At 69.7% G+C, this 20015-nt stretch carries 12 protein-coding genes; 10 read left to right on the plus strand and 2 right to left on the minus strand.

Annotated elements, in window-relative coordinates:
* The 6 genes from kdpA (at position 1) to R9Z33_RS17140 (ending at position 8046) form a co-directional block, all read left to right on the plus strand.
* Positions 1-1698, plus strand: a complete 1698-nt coding sequence (gene kdpA / locus R9Z33_RS17115) for a potassium-transporting ATPase subunit KdpA (protein WP_318647780.1) — start codon at positions 1-3, stop codon at positions 1696-1698.
* 11 nt (positions 1699-1709) lie between these two features.
* The gene (gene kdpB / locus R9Z33_RS17120) at positions 1710-3734 is read left to right on the plus strand and encodes a potassium-transporting ATPase subunit KdpB (RefSeq protein WP_318647781.1); all 2025 of its coding nucleotides are present in this window, start codon (positions 1710-1712) and stop codon (positions 3732-3734) included.
* A gap of 3 nt (positions 3735-3737) precedes the next feature.
* Complete coding sequence (gene kdpC / locus R9Z33_RS17125) at positions 3738-4277, plus strand: potassium-transporting ATPase subunit KdpC (protein ID WP_318647782.1); 540 nt, start codon at positions 3738-3740, stop codon at positions 4275-4277.
* Positions 4278-4382: 105 nt separating this feature from the next.
* Positions 4383-4613, plus strand: a complete 231-nt coding sequence (locus tag R9Z33_RS17130) for a hypothetical protein (RefSeq protein WP_318647783.1) — start codon at positions 4383-4385, stop codon at positions 4611-4613.
* Between the two features lie 56 nt (positions 4614-4669).
* Positions 4670-7360 (plus strand): sensor histidine kinase KdpD, encoded by a 2691-nt coding sequence (locus R9Z33_RS17135; RefSeq protein WP_318647784.1) that lies wholly within the window; start codon positions 4670-4672, stop codon positions 7358-7360.
* The gene (locus tag R9Z33_RS17140; protein ID WP_318647785.1) at positions 7357-8046 is read left to right on the plus strand and encodes a response regulator; all 690 of its coding nucleotides are present in this window, start codon (positions 7357-7359) and stop codon (positions 8044-8046) included. The genes R9Z33_RS17135 and R9Z33_RS17140 overlap by 4 nt, the downstream gene beginning before the upstream one ends.
* A 115-nt stretch (positions 8047-8161) precedes the next feature.
* Here R9Z33_RS17140 and R9Z33_RS17145 read toward each other — a convergent pair whose 3' ends face one another.
* The gene (locus tag R9Z33_RS17145) at positions 8162-9427 is read right to left on the minus strand and encodes a hybrid sensor histidine kinase/response regulator (protein WP_318647786.1); all 1266 of its coding nucleotides are present in this window, start codon (positions 9425-9427) and stop codon (positions 8162-8164) included.
* Positions 9428-9479: 52 nt separating this feature from the next.
* Positions 9480-10202: a response regulator transcription factor gene (locus tag R9Z33_RS17150; protein ID WP_318647787.1), complete on the minus strand. Its 723-nt coding sequence runs from the start codon at positions 10200-10202 to the stop codon at positions 9480-9482.
* A 791-nt stretch (positions 10203-10993) separates the two neighbouring features.
* Between R9Z33_RS17150 and R9Z33_RS17155 the strand changes: the two genes are divergently transcribed.
* The 4 genes from R9Z33_RS17155 to R9Z33_RS17170 all read left to right on the plus strand — a co-directional run bounded on the left by R9Z33_RS17155 (position 10994) and on the right by R9Z33_RS17170 (position 19857).
* Entirely contained in the window at positions 10994-15022 is a 4029-nt protein-coding gene (locus tag R9Z33_RS17155; protein WP_318647788.1) for a PAS domain S-box protein, read from the plus strand.
* Positions 15023-15451: 429 nt separating this feature from the next.
* On the plus strand, positions 15452-16495 hold the full coding sequence (locus R9Z33_RS17160; protein WP_318647789.1) for a sensor histidine kinase: 1044 nt from the start codon (positions 15452-15454) through the stop codon (positions 16493-16495).
* Positions 16492-17592, plus strand: a complete 1101-nt coding sequence (locus R9Z33_RS17165; RefSeq protein ID WP_318647790.1) for a response regulator — start codon at positions 16492-16494, stop codon at positions 17590-17592. The genes R9Z33_RS17160 and R9Z33_RS17165 overlap by 4 nt, the downstream gene beginning before the upstream one ends.
* A gap of 105 nt (positions 17593-17697) precedes the next feature.
* A complete protein-coding gene (locus tag R9Z33_RS17170; RefSeq protein ID WP_318647791.1) occupies positions 17698-19857 on the plus strand; it encodes a response regulator in 2160 nt (719 codons plus the stop codon).
* The last annotated feature ends 158 nt before the right edge of the window (positions 19858-20015 follow it).

The raw sequence follows: 20015 nt of genomic DNA on the forward strand, positions 1-20015 counted from the left end.
ATGACGATCATCGGATGGGCGCAGATTGCGCTCGTGCTGGGCTGTGCGCTGCTGCTGTCGGTGCCGGCCGGGGCTTGGCTTGCGGCCATCGCCGAGGGGCGGCTCGGGCCGCTCACTCGGCTGGATATGGCGCTGCTCCGGGGGGCCGGCGTAGATCCGGCGCGCGGCCAATCCTGGCAGGGCTATCTGGCGGCGATGCTGGCCTTCAATGCGGCCGGGTTCGCTCTGCTCTACGCGATGCTGCGCCTGCAGGGGGTGCTGCCGCTGAACCCGCAGCACTTCGATGGCATCCCGCCCTTCCTCGCCTTCAACACCGCGATCTCTTTCGTCACCAACACCAACTGGCAGGCCTATGCGGGCGAGACGGCGATGTCGCATCTCAGCCAGATGACGGGCCTCGCCGTGCAGAACTTCCTTTCGGCCGCAACGGGCATCGCGCTCGCCTTCGCCGTGATCCGCGCCTTCGCCGCCGGCGGCTTGACGCAACTCGGCAATTTCTGGGCCGACCTGACGCGCGTGACGCTCTGGCTGCTGCTGCCGGGCGCGGTCCTGGCGGCCGTCGTCTTCATCGCTATGGGCGTGCCGCAGACGCTGGAGGCCGGCGTGACCGCCACGACGCTGGTCGGCGGCGAGCAGAGTATCCCACTCGGCCCCGTCGGCTTCCAGCTCGCCATCAAGCATCTCGGCACCAATGGCGGTGGCTTTTTCGGGGTGAACTCACTGCATCCCTTCGAGGGGCCGAGCGCGCTCGCCACCAGCCTGCAGATCATCCTGCAGGTGGTGATCCCCTTTGGCCTCTGCCTCGCCTTCGGCCGCATGATCGGCGATGCGCGGCAGGGGCGCGCGCTGCTGGCCGTGATGGTCGGCTTCCTGCTGGCCGCGACGCTTGCCATCTACGCCGCCGAGGCCGCGGGCAACCCGCTGCATATCGCGGCCGGGGTCTCCCCCGCGCAAGGCAACATGGAGGGCAAGGATCTCCGCTTCGGCCTGGCGCTCGCCGCCCTCTTCACCGCCACCACCACGGGCGCGAGCTGCGGCGCGGTGAATGCGATGCTGGACAGCTTCACGCCGCTGGGTGGCCTCGTGCCGCTCTTCCTCATCCAGCTTGGCGAGGTGCTGCCGGGCGGCGTGGGCTCCGGCCTCTACGGCATGCTGGTCTTCGCGCTGCTCGCCGTCTTCATCGCCGGGCTGATGGTGGGGCGCACGCCGGAATATCTCGGCAAGAAGGTGCAGGCGCGCGAGGTGAAGCTCGCCATGCTTGCCGTGCTGGTGCTGCCGGCGGCGATCCTGGGCCTCGCCGGCCTTTCGCTGGTGCTGGAAGTGGGCACCGCCTCGCTTCAGGATGCCGGGCCGCATGGCCTGACCGAGATGCTCTACGCCTATACCTCGGCGGCAGGGAACAATGGCTCGGCATTTGGCGGGCTGGCGGCGGATACGCCCTGGCTCAACACCACGCTGGGCTTCGCCATGCTGGCCGGGCGCTTCGGCTTCGCCATCCCCGTGCTCGCCATCGCCGGCAGCCTGGCCGCCAAGCCGCGCGCGACCGAAGGCCCCGGCACATTGCCGACCCATGGCCCGCTCTTCGCGGGACTGCTGGCCGGCGTCATCCTCATCCTGGGCGGGTTGCAATACCTGCCCGCCCTCGCCCTCGGCCCGATCGCGGAGCATGTCGCGATGCTCGCCGGGCAGAGCTTCTGAAGGCCCCCTCCATGCAAACCCAGATCGCGCTGTTCGACGGCGCCATCCTCCGCCGCGCGGCGCTGGACGCCGTGCTGAAGCTCTACCCGCGGCACCTCGTACGCAACCCGGTCATCTTCGTGACGGAGGTGGTCTCCATCCTCGTCACGCTGCTGGCAATACGCGATGTGGTGCTTGGCAACCCCTACGCCTTCCAGGCGAGCGTGGCTGCCTGGCTCTGGCTCACCGTGCTGTTTGCCACCTTCGCCGAAGCCGTGGCGGAAGGCCGCGGCAAAGCGCGCGCCGCCTCATTGCGCGCCGCCCGCGGCGAGACCATGGCCCGCTACGTCCCGCTGCCCGAGGACCCCACCCTTACCCTCCCTCGCCCAGCGGCCGAGCTGAAACGCGGCGACCATGTGCTGGTCGAGGCGGGTGAAATCATCCCCTCGGATGGCGAGATCGTGCAGGGAATCGCCAGCGTGAACGAGAGCGCCGTGACGGGCGAAAGTGCGCCCGTGATCCGCGAGGCCGGTGGTGATCGCAGCGCTGTCACCGGCGGCACGCTGGTGGTGAGTGACCGTATCCTGGTCCGCATCACCGCTGAGGCGGGCGGCACCTTCCTGGACCGCATGATTGCAATGGTGGAAGGCGCCTCGCGCCAGAAGACCCCGAACGAGATCGCGCTCGATATCCTGCTGGCGGGGATGACGCTCATCTTCCTCATCGCCGTCGTCACGCTGGTGGGTTTCGCGAGCTACAGCGGCACCGCACCCTCGGTGGTGGTGCTGGCGGCACTTCTGGTCACGCTGATCCCGACCACCATCGGCGGTCTGCTCTCGGCCATCGGCATCGCGGGCATGGACCGCCTGGTGCGCTTCAACGTGCTGGCCACCTCGGGCCGCGCGGTGGAGGCGGCGGGGGATGTGGATGTGCTGCTGCTGGACAAGACCGGCACCATCACTTTCGGCAACCGTCAGGCCGCCGCCTTCCTGCCCGCGCCAGGCGTGACCGACGCCGAACTGGCCCAGGCCGCCGTGCTGGCGAGCCTGGCCGATGAGACGCCTGAGGGCCGCAGCATCCTCGCCTTCGCGAAGGAACGCTTCGGCATCGCGGTAACGACGCCCGAGGGCGCGCGCGCCGTGCCCTTCACCGCGCAGACGCGCGTCTCGGGGATGGATCTGCCGGATGGCGCCTATCGCAAAGGGGCAGTGGACAGCCTCGCCACCACGCTGGGCATCGCCATCCCGCCCGAGTTGGCGGCCGGCATGGACCGCATCGCGCGCACCGGCGCCACACCGCTGGCCGTGGCGAAGGATGGCCGCATCCTCGGCGCCATCGAGCTCAAGGACATCGTGAAGCCCGGCATGCGCGAACGCTTCGCGGAACTCCGTCGCATGGGCATCCGCACCGTGATGGTGACGGGCGACAACCGCCTCACCGCCGCTGCCATCGCGGTGGAGGCCGGGGTGGACGACTTCCTGGCCGAGGCGAAGCCGCAGCAGAAGCTCGACTACATCCGTGCGCAGCAGGCCGAGGGGCGGCTCGTCGCTATGGCGGGCGACGGCACGAATGACGCGCCCGCGCTAGCCCAGGCGGATGTGGGGCTGGCCATGCAGACCGGTACCCAGGCGGCGCGCGAGGCTGGCAACATGGTGGATCTGGACAGCGACCCGACGAAGCTGATCGAGGTGGTAAAGATCGGCAAGCAGCTGCTCATCACGCGGGGCGCGTTGACCACCTTCTCGATCGCCAACGACGTGGCGAAGTACTTCGCGATCCTGCCTGCGATCTTCGTGGCGCAGTATCCGGGCCTCGCGGCGCTCAATGTGATGAGCCTCACGAGTCCGCAAAGCGCCATCCTCTCCGCGGTGATCTTCAATGCGCTGATCATCGTGGCGCTTGTGCCCCTGGCCCTGCGCGGCGTGGACTATGCGGCCATCGGCGCGGCCTCGCTGCTGCGGCGCAACCTGCTGGTCTATGGGCTCGGCGGCCTCGTCGCACCCTTCATCGGCATCAAGATCATCGACCTCCTGCTCACCTTCATCGGAGTGGCCTGAACCATGCTGCGCCCGCTTCTCTCCCTCCTGCTCGGCGCCACGCTGCTGCTGGGCGTCGTCGTCCCACTCGGCGTCACCGCGCTGGCCGGGTTGGTGCTGCCCGAGCAGGCTGGCGGGAGCCTGATCCGGCGCGAGGGCCAGGTGATCGGCTCCACGCTGATCGGGCAGAATTTCGACGGGGATCGCTGGTTCCACGGCCGCCCCTCTGCCACCGCGGCCGCGCCTTATGACGCGAGTTCCTCCGCCGCCTCGCAACTCGGTCCGACCAGTGCCGCGCTGCTGGAGACCATCACCTCCCGCCTGGCTGGCGCGCGGGATATGCCGGCCGATGCGGTGACCGCCAGCGGCTCGGGCCTGGATCCCCACATCAGCCTGAAGAATGCACGCGCCCAGGTGCCGCGCGTGGCCGCCGCACGCAACCTGCCCGAGGCGCGGGTTGCCGCGCTGGTCGCCGCCCAGACCGAAGGCCGGGATTTCGGCCTGCTGGGCGAGCCGCGCGTGAACGTGCTGCGGCTGAACCTGGTGCTCGAGGCGCTGCGTTGATGCAGCACTTACACCCAAGCGGGCACTCGCGCATGGCACGCTTGCGCGGCGACGGCGCATCTTCCGCCCCACTCCCACTTGCAGGCACAAGACCTGCCAGGACCCATGGACGATTCCTTTCGGTTTCACGATCTGCTTTTGGCCCTCTCGCCCGTGCTGGCGCTGCTCTGGCTCTGGGGCCTTGCCCGCGTGCTGCGCGACCTGCGGCGGCGCGATGTGCCGGGGCCCGACCTCTCGCGCTGCGGGCTTCCGCGGCGGTCACCCTCCGCCGTCCCGTCATTATGGTGGCTGGCTCGGCGGCGGAGCCATCCGCAGCGTGGCCTCGTCCTGCGTTGACGCTGGCGCGACCGGACCATCGCTGACGTGCGGCGCCGCCTGGCCTATCTTGCCGCATGATGAATTCCGCCGAGCCCGCGCGCCCCGATCCAGACGCCCTGGCCGAGCTGGCGGCCCGGGACGGGCGCGGCCACCTCAAGGTCTTTCTCGGCGCCGCCCCCGGCGTTGGCAAGACGGTGGAGATGCTGGTCGAGGGCCGCCGCCTGCACCAGGCCGGGCGGGACGTGCTGATCGGCCTCGTTGAAACCCATGGCCGCGCCGAAACCGAGGCCGCCATCGGCACGCTGCCCCGCTTGCCGCTCAGCGCCATCGCCTATCGCGGGCAAGTGCTGCACGAGTTCGACCTCGACGCCGCGCTCGCCCGCCGCCCCGCCATACTGCTGCTGGATGAGCTGGCCCACAGCAACGCGCCGGGCAGCCGCCACGCCAAGCGCTGGCAGGATGTGGAGGAACTGCGCGACGCCGGCATCGAGGTCTGGACGACCATGAATATCCAGCATCTGGAGAGCAGCGCCGAGGCCGTAGCGCGCGTGACCGGCGTGCGCGTGGCCGAGACGGTGCCCGATGCTGTGCTGAAGGGGGCCGATGCGGTGGAGCTGGTGGACATCCCGCCGGCCGAGCTGCTGGAGCGCATGCGCGCCGGAAAGATCTATCGCTCCGAGCAGGCCGAGCGTGCGCTGCGTGGCTTCTTCAGGGAGGGCACGCTGGCTGCGTTGCGCGAATTGGCGCTGCGCCGCACGGCCGACCGCGTGGATGCCGACGTCACTTCCTGGATGCGGCGCAACGCGGTCGCCGGCCCCTGGCCGGTGGGCGATCGCGTGCTGGTCCTCATCCCCGGCGGCGCCGCGGCCGAACCCGTGCTCCAGCAGGCCCGCCGTTTGGCCGATGCGCTGCACGCGCCACTCCTGGCCCTGCATGTCGAGCAGCCGGGCCAGACGGAGGATCCGGGGCTCGGGATAGCACTCGCCCAGCAGCTCGGAGCCGAGACCGAGGTCACCGCCGCGACGGACCTGCCCGCCGCCATCCTCGCGCATGCCCGCGCGCGGCGTGTTACACACATCATCCTGGGCCGGGGCGCATCGCACTCGTGGCGAAGGGCGCTGGGACATCGCCTGATCAGCGCCCTTGCACGCGCGGCACCGGAATTCACCCTGCATGTGGTGCCGAGCCCGGTTGCGGCGCGGAGCCCGGCGCCGGTGCGGCAGTGGCCCGGCTGGGTTTCCTGGGTCGTGGTCCCGCTGCTGGTCGGCAGCGCCACGCTGGTCTGCGCGGCGCTCGATGGCCGGGTTCCGGATGCCGCCTTTGGCATGGTCTACTTGGCGGCCACCGTGGCCATCGCCGTCCTGGCCGGCCCGGCCCATGCGGGGGCCGGCGCGGTCCTGTCCTTCCTGCTCTGGAACTTCCTCTTCCTCCCGCCCCGCTATACCTTGGCCATAGCCTCGGCGCAGGATGTGCTGGGCGCCGTGGTGTTCGGCGCGGTGGCGGCACTGCTTGCCGGAACGACGGGCCGACTTGGGCGGAATGTGCGCACCGCCGCATCTCGGCTCGCCGCACTTCGGCGCCTCGCCGCCTTGTCGCGCCGGCTCAACGCCCAGGCCTCGATGGCGGAACTGCAGATGGCGGTGGTGGAAGAGGCGGCACGGATCGCGGGCGGCCCGTCCTGCCTGCTGCTGCCACTGGACGAAGCGCTGGCATCAAGCCTGCCCGGCCAGTTCACACGCACGGCTGAGGCGCCGGCCGAGCCGGTGCTGCGTGCGGCCCATCCGCCAGATGCGGCGCCCGATGACGGCGCCTTGGCGGCCGCGCGCTGGGCCCTCGCGAATGGACGCCCTGCGGGCCGGGGCACGGCAACGCTGCCGGCCAGCGCCTGGCGCTTCCTCCCGCTCGTGGCGCAGCGGGAGGGCGATGCGATCACCCTGGGCCTGCTCGGCCTGCGCCCCGAGGCCAACGCCTCAGACCCCGAGGCGGATCGCGCGATCGCCGCGCTCCTCGACCAGGCGGCGGTCGCACTGGAGCGCGCGCGCCTCGCCGATATCGCCGCGAGTGCCCGCGCACGCGGACAGGCCGAGGCGCTGCGTACCGCCCTGCTCACCAGCCTCGGTCATGATCTGCGCACCCCGCTCACCGCCATCCGCGGCGCGGCCGAGACGCTGCGCAGCGCCGGCCCCGCGCTCTCCGAGGATACCCGCAGCGACCTGCTGTCCAGCATCGAGGAGGAGGCGACACGCCTCGCCCGATGGATGTCCGCCATCCTGGATATCGTCCGGCTGGAGACAGGCCAGGTAAAGCCACGGCGCGAGCTTGTGGACCTCGCGGTGGCGCTGGAGGAAGCGGCCAGCCACGCGGAGCAGACCCATGCCGACCGCGTGGTCCGGCGCGATCTGCTCGCGGGCTTGCCGCAGCCGCGTCTCGATCCAGCGCTGCTCGACCGCATCCTCGAGAATCTGCTCGACAACGCGCTGAAGTATTCGGCACCCGATGGCCTGGTGCGCCTGGCCGCGCGGTTGGACGGGAGGGAGATCGTGTTGATCGTCGAGGATGACGGGCCAGGCATCGCGCCCGAGGCGCTGCCCCACGTCTTTGATGCGTTTTTCCGCGCCGCGCGCAGCGACAGCATCGCGGCCGGCTCCGGCCTCGGTCTCTCCATCTGCCATGGACTGGTCGGCGCGATGGGAGGCCGCATCCAGGCCGAGAGCCCGATCCATACCGGCCGCGGCACGCGGATCACGCTGCGCTTCCCGACATGACGGCAGCACCACTCCAGGTCCTCGTGGTGGATGACGAGCCGCAGATCCATCGCTTCCTCGCGCCCGCGCTCGAAGCCGCCGGCTATGCCGCGCTGCGGGCGGAGACTGCCCGCGAGGGGCTGCGCCTTGCCGCATCACGCGGCCCTGCCTGTGTGCTGCTTGACCTTGGCCTGCCGGACCTGGACGGCAAGGAGGCACTCGCGCGGCTGCGCAGCTTCAGCACAGTGCCGGTCATCGTGATCAGCGCACGCGACCGAGAGGCGGAGAAAGTCGCGGCACTGGACGCCGGTGCCGACGACTATGTCGAGAAGCCCTTCGGCCTGGCCGAGCTGCTGGCCCGGCTGCGGGCGGCAACGCGGCGGGCATTGCTGGTGGAGGCCCCTGCGCCGGTGATCACCACGGGCGCGCTGCAGGTGGACCTGGAACGCCGCCTGGCGCGCCTTTCCGGGTCCGAACTCGCGCTCACGCCGCGGGAGTGGGACCTGCTGGCAGCGCTGGCGCGCAACCTCGGCCGTGTGGTGACGCAGCGGCGGCTGCTGGGAGAGGTATGGGGCCCGGCACATGTCGAGGACAGCCAATACCTGCGGGTCTATGTGGGCCAGCTTCGCGCCAAGCTAGGCCCGGCAGCGAGCCTGCTGCGGACGGAGCCAGGGGTCGGATACCGACTGCTGGAGAGCGAGCCGTAGCGCCACGCGCAGAGTCGCCCGGGATTGATGTGCGATGCAGACGGCTTGGCGGCGGCGATGCCGCACGCTTCCCGGGCGCGCAAATGCCGCCACTCGTCCTGCCGCGCATCACGGCTCACCAACACGGCTTGGGCTGCGAAGCAACGGGCTCATGGTGCGGCAGGACCAGGATCGCCTCGCTGCCGCCGCCCGGCCGCGCGCCCAGCCGGAAGGTGCCGCCATGCGCCGAGGCGACGCGCTGCACCAGGGCCAGGCCCAGTCCCGCGCCAGGCCAGGCTCGGTCATTCGCGGTATCGGCCTTGAGGAAGACGCTGCCGACCGCGGAGCGGATGGCCTCGGGCACGCCCGGTCCTCGATCCAGCACCTCGATCCGCGTATGCGCGGGCGCCTCGCAACTCCAGCGCAAGTTGACCACGCCGCCGCGCGGCGATGCCTTGATCGCGTTGTCAGCCAACTGGAAAAAGGCGCGGTCGATCCGGTCGATATCGCCATAGACGGCGACATCCGCGTCACCCTCGGGCATGAGGGTGACCCCACGCTCGCGCGCCGCGTCGCCCAAAGCCTGAAGGACCCGCGCGACAAGGCTTGTCACCCAGGCCCCGCCGCGTGGCCCCAGCCCGCCGCCATCCTGGAGCGCCACCACGTCGAGCGCGATCTCGATCAGCTTCAGCATCTCGCCACCGGCACGGTGGATCTGCCAAGCATATTCGCGCACATCCTCGGCCGGCAGGTCGGGCGAGGTGGCGATGAACTCGGAGAAGCCCATCACCGGGATGAGCGGTGTGCGGAGTTCGTGGGACACGACGGAAAGGATGCCCGCCCGGGTCCGCTCGCTATTCTCGAGCGCGCTGCGCGTATTCCTCAGGCCCGATTGCGTCTCCTGCAGTTCGCTCGCCAGCCGGCGCCTTTCGTCATCGGCCGCGCGCATTCGCTGCCAGATCTCCGCTTCGCGCGCGGCGCGCGCGCGGCGGGTCAGGCTGGATTCGACGGCGCGGGAGACGACGGTCATCATCTCGCCGAGGCGCAGCGGCTTGCGGATCAGATCGAAGGCCCGCGCGCGCATGGCGCTGATGGCGGCCTCCGTCGTCGCGTAGCCGGTCATGATGATGATCTCGATCGCCTCGGCATCCGGCCGCCCCGCCATCAATCCCTCGGCCAGCAGGAGCCCGTTCTTCCCGGGCATGGCGATGTCCGAAATCACGACGCAGATGCCGGGGTCGGTCGCCACCAGGCGCTCGGCCTCGCCGGCATCCCGCGCCTGCACCACGTCCGCACCAGCCTGCTGGAGGTAGCGCGTCAACAGGTCAACGATCGCGTCCTCGTCATCAACGACGAGAATGCGGGCGCCGGCGACGGTGGGGGAATTCGATGTCGGCATCATCACGTCCGATCGGTCCCGAAGACGGGAGGGCGCTTCCACGACCAGGCCTCGCCTAAAGGATCAGCCGGTAGCCCTTGCCACGCGCGGCGACGATGCGGATCGCGTTGCCGGAAACGCGCTCGATCTTCTGCCGCAGGCTCGAGGCCAACTGGTCCACACCGCGCTGCTGAGGCTGCAGGCGATGTCCCAACACCTTCTCGGCCACGCTCTCGCGCGAGAGCGGCTCGTCGCCTGCCTCGATGAGCTGGGCGAGCAACTCGGCCTCGCCGCTCGTGAGGTTGATGCTGGTGCCATCGGCGCCGACCACACGCAGGCGGGCCGGATCGAGGGTGGTGCCCTGGACGGTCAGCGGCTTGCGCGGCGCACGGAGCGTGGGGCCAGGCCCGGCGCCGGGCGGTCTGTCCCGCCCCATTCGGCGCTGCAGTGCGCGGACGCGTGCATTCATCTCGCGCGCCGAGAAGGGCTTGGCGATGTAGTCATCGGCGCCGACTTCGAGACCGACCACGCGGTCCACCTCATCGGACCGGCCGCTGACGACGATGACGCCGGTCAAGGCGCGGGCCGCGGCTTCGCGCACGATGGTCATGCCGCTGCCATCGGGCAGGCCCAGATCCACGATGACGATGGCGGGATCGAACTCCTGAAGGCGGGCCAGCCCCTGGTCGAGGGAGTCGGCATGGATGGTGGTCCAGCCATCCCGCTCGAGCATGGTCAGGATCGTCGCGGCCACGTCCGGCTCATCCTCGACGACGAGGATCGGCCGGTCACCGGGCATGCCCAAATTCATGTAACGATTCACCCTGAGTGCAATCGATACGAGCATTAGTGAAATCCTCCACCACCTGCAACGATATGCGCGGAGCGGCTGCGCCGGCACGGCACTCTTGTTTTGCGCGACATGGCTTTCTTTTTGGCCATGAAGGAGTGGCCGCGCGGATCGAGTGCGCGAGCGAGATACTCCCCGCCGCAGCCTGCGGCCCATGACGCAACCCCTGCGCGCCTGGCAAAGCGTGGACGGAAGACCGCCGTCGAGTTTCCGCAGGGCCCTCCCACATGCCTTAATGGGACGCTGCGCGCCGCGTCGCCTCAAAGCAGCAATTTTCACGTCGCGCACTCCATTCCGGGGAAGCATCACGCGACGGACAATAATTTCCACACACAAAAATGCATGCTGCGAGTGGTCGGATACTGTCAGGAAGCCCGCAGAAGTGTAGGCGAACGTGCGCTGGTCCACCCGCATGGGTGGCCGCGCATGCCGCGCCCTGCGGCTACAAAATCCTACATTGCGCCATCAAAGGCCGCGTCTTCGCACGCTTGTTCCACCGCAGGACGTTTCACGACCTATCCCGAGGTAAGTGGCGTTTTTTTATTGATCCGACAGCGTTATCACGACGCTCGGACATGCCACCGCTCGCGGCGGCATGCAGCGTCAGGGGGGTGACGGCAGATTGCGTGCGTCTCAAGGCAAACAGGCCCGCACGCCAATCGACCAGGGGCCAGGATCGTCTCCGGGCGGCGGATGCCCGGCCGGCCGGAGGCACCGAAGCAGGAAGAGCACATCTTGCCATGCCAGATGAGATCGCCCGGAAGGATAGGGAGGAGGCGCGCCTCGCGGCCCTTCGCCGTTATGGCATTCTCGACACCGCCACCGAACCTGCCTTCGACCGGATCGTCCGGCTCGCCGCGCATGCGTTGGATGCGCCCGTCGCCCTCATCTCGCTGGTGGACGAGGAGCGCGTCTGGTTCAAGGCGGCCAGCGGCTTCACCGAGAGCGAGATGCCGCGTGCCGGAAGCCTCAGCACGTTGGCCCTTGCTCAACGCGACATTACGATCATCCCGGATACCCTGCTGGACCCACGCTGCAGCGCGAACCCGCTGGTGCTGGGCCCGCCGCATATCCGCTTCTATGCCGGCGCGCCACTGATCACGGCCGACGGCCATGCGATCGGCGTTCTCTGCGTCATCGACACGGCGCCACGCGCCGGTCTCTCCCCGTCCGAAGTCCTCGCGATGCGCGACCTGGGCGCAATGGTGATGGACCTGCTGGAACTGCGCCACGAGACCGCGCAGCGCGAGCATCTGATCTGCCGCGCCCGACTGCGCGAGCAGCTGCTCGCCAGCAATGCCGAGGCACCCACATCCCAGGACGCGATCAACGCCGCCATGGAGGTGGTGCGCGAGGCGACCGGCAGCATGATCTGCCTGATGTTCCGGACCGCTCCGGATGGACGGCAGCTGCAGATCCTCGGGGGCCGGACCGATCGGCCTGGCGGCGACGACGCGTATATCGCGACGCTGCGCGCCATGGACTTCAACCTGGACAACACCCTCTCGGGCATGGTGATCCGCGGCGAGGTTCAGGGCTTTTTCCACCGTTTCACGCCGGACCTCCTCGCGCGCTATCCTGGATTAAGACTTTCCGCCAGTCGCGGCGCACACGCGCAGCTGATCACGCCCGTCAGCCTGGATGACGACCGCTATTCCATGGTGCTCGGCTTCCGCGATGAGCCCGCGGACGTCGAACATGTGCAGGAGCTGATGCGGGAAGTCGGCAGCACGCTGCGCCCCCTGCTGCGCCGGCTGCGGGAGGCAGAGGCGGCGCAGCTCTTCCACCGCGCCGTGCATGCCTGCGGCGATGCCGTGATCATCTGCGACACCACGCGGTCCAGTGGTGAAGGTCCCCGTATCCGCTACGTGAACCCTGCCTTCACCCGGCAGACCGGCTTCAGCGCCGAGGAGGTGATCGGCCAACCGCCGCGCTTCCTGGAGGGGCCCGGCCCTTCCGACGCGGCACGGGAGGAGGTCCGCGCGGCCCTCAAGCTGCGCCAGCCCATCCGGCAGCAGATCCAGAGCCATCGCCGCGACGAAAGCATGTTCTGGGCCGACCTGCAGATCGCCCCCGTGACGGATGCGACGGGCTGGTTCACCCATTGGGTCGCTATCCAGCGCGACGTGACGACGGAGACCATGGAAGCCCTGGCCCTGGCGGAGCGCGAGGCCTTCTTCCGCTACTTCTTCGAGCAGCACCCGGCGCCGATGTGGGTCTATGACCGCGAGACGCTGCATTTCCTCGAGGTGAACGAGGCGGCGATCCGCACCTATGGCATGTCGCGGGAGGAATTCCGACGAAAGACCATCCTGGACATCCGCCCCCCGGAGGACCGCGCAGCGGCGCTCGCAATGGTGGAGAAGCTGAACCCGGAATACATGGATTCCGGCCCTTGGCGCCACATCACCGGAACGGGTGCGCTGCGCCTGGTTCAGACCCGCGGCCAGGCGATCCGGTTGCATGGCCGCGTTGCGCATCTCGTCGTGATCTGGGACGTGACCGAGCAGATCGAGGCGGAACGCGCCGCTCAGGAACTCGCCAATGAGCTCAATGCCACGCTGGAGAGCATCAGCGACGGCTTCTTCACGCTCGATGCGGAATGGCGCTTCCGCTACGTCAATTCGCGCGCCGAGGAAATGCTGGGCTGCACCGCGCCAGAACTGGTCGGCACCGAGATCGGCAGCGGGCCGATGGAGGGCAAGCATGCGATCCTGGGCGAGCGCCTGCGCGGCCTCCGCGCACAGGGTGTGAGCGAGCGCTTCCTGCACCACGACCGGCAGGGCCAGCGCTGGCTGGACATCACCGGCTATCCCACACCGGCGGGCGGGCTGACCGTCTACCTGCGCGACGTCACTGCCCAGCGCAGCAGCGAGGACCGCCTGCGCCTGCTGGAGACCGTGGTGGACAAGCTGAACGACGTGATCCTCATCACCGAGGCCGAGCCGATTGACCAGCCGGGCCCGCGCATCGTCTATGCCAATGCGGCCTTCGAACGGCTCACCGGATATGCGCCGGGCGAGGTGCTGGGCAAGACACCGCGCATCCTGCAGGCACCAGGAACCAGCCGGGCGGAGCTGGACCGCATCCGAACCGCCCTGGCGAGCTGGAGCCCGGTGCGCGCCGAACTGCTCAATCGCACCAAGACAGGACGCGAGTTCTGGGTTGAGCTAGACATCGTGCCCGTCGCTGACGAGACGGGCTGGTACACCCATTGGGTCTCCGTGGAGCGTGACGTAACGGAGCGGAAGCTCGCGCAGATCAAGCTGGAGGAGCAGGCGGCGCTGCTCGACCAGTCGCGCGACGCGATCATGGTGCACGGCATGGACGGCCGGATCACCTACTGGAACCGCAGCGCAGAGCGCCTCTATGGCTGGACCGCGCCCGAGGCGCTGGGCCGCCCGGTGGTCGAGCTTCTCTATGCCGATCCTGCCACCTTCCCCGAGGCGAAGCAGGCCCTGCAACGCGACGGGCAATGGACCGGCACGCTGCGCCAACGCCGAAAGAATGCCACGGTGATGATCGTCGAGGCGCACAAGACGCTGCTGCGCGATCCTGATGGAACCCCTCGCGCGATCCTTGCCGTACATTCCGACGTGACCGAGCGCATCAAGCTCGAGGAGCAGCTCCGCCAGGCCCAGCGCATGGAGGCGGTGGGGCAGCTCACCGGCGGCATCGCGCATGACTTCAACAATCTCCTCACCGTGGTCCTGGGCAATGCGGAGATCCTGCACGAACGGCTGGAGGATGATGCGGAGCTGCGCACCATCGCGGCCGTAACCCTGGCAGCGGCCGAGCGCGGGGCGGACCTGACCAGCCGCCTGCTGGCCTTCTCGCGCCAGCAGATGCTCAACCCCCACGTCACCGATGTGGACGGGCTGCTGCTTGCCCTGAAGGAGCTGGTCCGTCGCGCGATCGATGAGCGCGTCGAGATCGTCGTCACCCGGACGCCGGGGCTCTGGCCCGCGCTCGTGGACGCACCGCAGCTGGAGACAGCGATCCTCAACCTTTGCCTCAATGCCCGCGACGCCATGCCGCTCGGCGGCCGGATGAACATCACAACCTCCAACTTCACAGCGGCGGGCGCGCAGCCCGAAGCCACGGCCGAGCTGGCGGCCGGGGATTACGTGCTCATCGAGGTCTCAGACACGGGGACCGGCATGCAGCCTGATGTCGCCGCCCGCGCCTTCGAACCCTTCTTCACGACGAAGGATGTCGGCAAGGGCAGCGGCCTCGGCCTCAGCATGGTCTATGGCTTCGCCAAGCAGTCCGGCGGGCATGCGAGCATCGCCTCCACGCCGGGCCGGGGCACCACCGTACGGATCTACATTCCCCGCGCGCGGGCGGCAGCCGCCGCGCCCACGGGCCGGCCCGGACATGCGGGCTTCCGCGGCGGGACGGAGCGCGTGCTGCTGGTGGAGGACGACCCGCTGGTGCGCGAGCATTCCGCCCGCCAGTTGCGCGGCCTCGGCTATGATGTCGCGGTGGCGCAGAACGGCGCCGAAGGGCTTCGCATCATCGCGGGCCCCACCCCGCTCGATCTTCTCTTCACCGATATCGTGATGCCAGGCGAGATGACCGGCGACGAATTGGCGACGGAGGCGCTGCGCTTGCGCCCTGGCCTGCGCGTGCTGTTCAGCTCCGGCTATACCGAACAGAGTGGCGCGCATGAGGGATGGCTGAAGCCCGGTACGCTGCTGCTGCCCAAGCCCTATCGCCTGCGTGACCTCGCGGACAAGGTTCGGCAGGCGCTGGAGGGCACCGAATGACGCGCATCGGGCAGCTCAGGCCCGAGGGTGCGGGACCGGCCGCTCCACTTCGGCATGCCGCGGAAGCAGCCGGGGCGCCGCCGGATGGCCGGCACGCGGCGCGATCGGCGGCAATCGGGGCACCAGGCCCCGACCAGCACCATGCCACCAACCCGCGGGCTTGGGCCGATGCGCCGCCCCGCCGCACCAGGAGACGGGGCGAGCGTGACCTGCTGCCAGGGCGCGCATCGAGGGCGGAATGGCCCGGATTTCCTGCCCTTGCTGCGTGCTGCGCGGAGCTTCCGCGGGTTCGCCGCACGCGCCGCCGGGGGCTGGCCGCACGCCTACATTGGCCTACAAATCATCGCGGTTCGCGACACCGTTTTGGCCACAAGACGATCCAGAGTAGGACCGTGAACACCCCTCCGACCGCGTCCCGCTGAAGGCATGATGAGCAACCGCCCCGCCGATCGCGCGCCACCCGACGGAGTTGAGCGGCACAGCATCCGGCTGCCTTGGCCGCGCCGCCCCGTCGCCGATGATGGCGGCGCCGCGCAGGCCGCCGGCGAGATTCTCGGGGTGATCGCCGCCGACTTGGGCAGCGAGGCCGCTCCTTCCTGTGCCGCATGGGTCAGCGAGCTGCTGAGGAACGGCGGCACGGCCTGGCACAGCATCACGACGCCCGCAGAGCCCGTCACGCTGACTCTCACGCTGCTGGAGGATGGCGAGCGGGAGTGCCATGCGCTGCTCTCGGTGGCGCGCGGCAGTGGCGAGGCGAACTGGGCCGACCGCATGGCCGCGGCGCGACTGGATGCGATGATCACTACGGCCGGTGCGCTATGCCACGCGGTCAACAACACGCTGACCGCCCTGCTGGGCAATGCGGAGATGCTGCTGGAGACGGCCGGCCTGCCGGAGGATGCGACGCTCTCCGCCCAGTTGATCCTGCGCGCGGGGGAGCGGCTGGACGGCCTCACCCGACAGACGCTTCAGCTCGGCCGGGCGCGCCATCCAGGGCCTGGCCGCTGCGACCCCGCGGCCCAGCTGAACCGCCTCGCCGAGAGCCTTGCGAAGGCCGAGGCACGGGGCTCGCGGCTGGAGGTTTCCGTCGCGTCGGATCTCGGCAGCCTGCTGGTGGAGCCGGCGGCGCTAGACGCCGCGGCCTCGCACCTCCTTCGCAATGCCCTGGCCGCCGGCGGGCGCGTCGCGCTCCGGGCAGAGCGGGAGGCCGTACCGGCCTGGCCCGGCTTCGCCTGGCTGCGGCTGACGGTGGAGGATGACGGGCCGGGCCTGCCGCCCGCGGAGCTGGCCTTCCCCGGCGGGGGCTTCCTCACCTCCGGCCGATCGGGTGGGCGGCATCCGCTCGGCCTCGCCAGCGTCCGCGCCTTCGCTACGGCGCTGGGCGGCAGCCTGCAGGGCGGGCGCGGCGCCCTTGGCGGCGCCAGCCTCATGCTGCGCCTGCCCGTGCTGGACGCGGGGGGAAGCCTGCCGTGACCGCGCCGCAGCCCGCCGTCTCCATCCCCTTCGACCAGGCCTTCGCCATCGCGCATGCGATGAACAACCTGCTCGCCATCATCGCGGGCCGGCTCGACGACATTCACGAAGCCTCCCCCGACACCGGCGATGCCCGGGAGGCCGCGGCCCTCGGCCTGCTCGCGACGGAGCGCGCCGCGCGCCTCATGCGCGGCATGATGGCCAGCCTGAGCGGCGAGATCTTCCGGGCCGGCCGCTGCGACAGCGGCCAGGTGCTGCGCGGCGTGCAGGCGATGCGCCGGGCCCCGGGGCTGACGCCGATTGCGATTGACGACGCGGCGGAGAACCTGGCGCTGCTCTGCGACCCGGTCGCCCTGTCGGATCTCATCGGCAACGCGCTGGACGCGCTCACGGCGGCCGGGGATGTCCCCATCCAGCTGCGCTGCGCGATGATCGAGGCGCCATGCGCGGGCCTTCCCAGCGGCAGCTTCACCGAAATCCGGATCACAGGGGGCATGCCCTGTGCCGAGCCGGACTGGCGGGAGCGCGCGCTGGGCGAGAGCTGGCGCAGCGCACTGCAACGCTTCTGCCGCGCCGCCGGCGGGGATGCCCTGGTGGAAGGCGGCACGCCGGGCCAGCCGATGGTGATCCGCCTCTGCCTGCCGGGGCACCCCGCCCCGGCCCAATCGCCGGCGCCCGGCTCCGCGCCGGCGCCGGTCCGCGTGCTCATGGTCGAGGATGACGAGCCGGTGCGCCAGCACGCAGAACGCGTGATCACAAGCCTCGGCTATGGCATCATCTCGGTCCCCACGGCCGAAGCGGCCTTGGGTGTCGTGGGCGATGATGCGCAGGTGGACATCCTGTTCACGGATGTGATCCTGCCGGGTGGCATGAGCGGAGGCGAATTGGCAGAGCATGTGCAGCGCATCAGGCCGGATCTCCCCATCGTCTTCACCAGCGGTCACAACGCGGATCATTGCGTGAGCCGCCTCCTGCTCAGCCGGGGTGCGACCCTCCTGCCCAAGCCCTATCGACGCACCAGCCTGGCGGCGGCCCTGGAAGCCGCGGCCATGGCGGCACGGGGCCGCGGGAGCGACCAGAGGGCCCGCGGTGACTAGACCGACGCCATCGCGCCGTCGCTCTTCCACCAGCACAGACACTTCACCCGACCACGCCCGCCAGAAACCTTCCCCCCACCCTAAGGTAGGGCTGCCGCGCGCGGGATGCCCCAGGTCGCCCCGCGCATGACGGCACGCGCCTATCTCCGCCTTCTCTTTGCCCTGTCGGTCATCCTGCCGGCCACCGTGTTCATCGCCACCAGCGTCGAGAGCTACCGGCGCATCTGGCAGGATGCCGAACGTCACGTGGATGGCACCATCGCGGTCATGCACGAACATGCACAGAAGGTCTTCGAGACGCAGGAATTGGTGCTGGACCTCGTGAGCGACATGATCGGCGAGATGCCGCCCAGCGAGGTCGCGAGCCAGTCCACCAATCTCAGCCTGCGAAACCTCGCCGCCCGGCTGGCGCAGACCGTGTCCATCTGGATCTCGGATGCCGCTGGCTCCGTCGTCGCGGGCAGCATCGACTGGCCAGCCGGCCTGAACATCACGGGCTTCGACTATTTCGAGGCGCATCGCGAGCCGGGGCAGCCCCGCTTCGTGAGCGGACGCTACATCGGCCGGTCCACCGGGCAGCCCTCCTTCGCCCTCAGCCGCCGCAGGCCCTCCGCCGACGGGTCCTTCAACGGCATCATCCACGTCGCCATCAGCCCCGTCTATTTCGAGCAGTATTTCGCGCTGGTGGACCGGGAGAGGGTGGGCGCGGCCTCCATCTTCCGGGGTGACGGCGTGATGCTCGCCCGCTTCCCCAGGGCCCCCCTGCCCGATCGCCTTTCGCCCGCCAGCCCGACCCTGCAGGCCATCGCCGAACAGCCTGTCTCCGGCCGATTCCAGGGAGTCTCCTCGCTCGACGGCATCCGGCGGGTCTATGCCTACCGGCGCATCGGCGAATTCGATGTCTATGTGGGCTATGGCGCGAACATGCCCATGCACCTCGCCGCGTGGCGTATCCGCGTCTTGCAGCACGGGCTGGGAGCGCTGATCGTGATCCTGCTGCTGGTGGGAATCACATGGCTGATCTCGCGCAGCCTGGCCGACCGGCAGGCCGCCTTGGTGCGCCTCAAGGCGGAAAGCGAACTGCGTGAGGCGATGCAGCAGAAGCTGCAGGAGGCGCGGTCCCTGGAAGCCCTTGGCCGCATGGCGCGCGGCGTGGCGCACGACTTCAACAACCTGCTCACCGTCGTGATCGGCAATCTCGAGGCGCTCGGCCGGGAGGTGCACGATGGCACCAGCATCCGCGCGCTGGAGGCGGCACGCAAGGCAACGGAAGCGGGGGCGCATCTCGCCGCGAGCCTGCTCGCCTATGCGCGCACGCAGGTTCTGAAGATCGAGACGATCGGGATCGCGCCCTTCCTGACCAACCTCTCCGGCCTGCTGCGGGGCATCGCGACACCCTCGCGGCGCATCGTGCTCGACATCGCGCCTGGCCTGCCCGATTGCGAGGCGGATGTAGCGCAGCTGACGGCCTGCATCAGCAACCTTGTTGCCAATGCGCGCGACGCCACGCAGCCGGGCGCGACCCTGGTCCTGGCGGCGAAGCTCACCACGCTCGGCCCGGATGACCTGTCCGAGAATCCCGCGGCCCAGCCCGGCCCCTTCGTCGCCATCGCGCTGAGCGACAATGGAACGGGCATGACCTCCGAGACGGCGGCGCGCGCCTTCGAGCCCTTCTTCACGACAAAGGCGGAGGGCGAGGGTTCGGGCCTCGGGCTCTCGCAGGTCTTCGGCCTGATGCGGCAGTTGCGCGGCCATGTGACGATCCGCTCCGCGCTGGGCGCCGGCACCACCGTTACCCTCTTCCTGCCGGCGGTCATGGCGGGTGCCGCACCGGCCGCCGCACCCCCTCACCCGCCGGCCGAACCGACCCCGCCTGATCCAGCTCCCCCCACCGGCCGTTCGGCGCGTGTCCTCGTGGTGGACGATCAAGCCGAGATCCGCAGCCTGGTGGAGCACATCCTGACGCGGGCCGGCTTTTCCGTGGTCCTGGCCGATGGCGGGGATGAGGCCATGCGGATTTTCCGCGAAGACCGCGGCTTCGACCTCGTGCTGTCCGACGTGATGATGCCGGATGACGTGGATGGCGTGAGCCTGGCCCGGCGGCTACGGGCACTCGATCCCTCGGTCCGGCTGCTGCTGATGTCCGGCTACGCACCAGGTCTCGAACAGATAGACGGGCTGAGGATCAGCGTCGTCGCCAAGCCGTTCACGCGCAGGAAACTGCTGGATGCCGTTGACGCCGTCCTCGGCTATAGCCGCGCGTGAGGCTCTTCCATCGGGACGGGCGTCCCAGCTGGTGGCCGCCTTGGTCCCCCACCGCCGGGAACCCCCTGCGGTTCAACTCTTGCGTGAAGGTCGGCGCATCATCGCGATGCGGATGGTGCGGCGTGGCTCGAGCGTGACGACCGGCTCCCACGGGGCTC

This window comes from Sediminicoccus rosea (assembly GCF_033547095.1).
GTDB lineage: Bacteria > Pseudomonadota > Alphaproteobacteria > Acetobacterales > Acetobacteraceae > Roseococcus > Roseococcus rosea.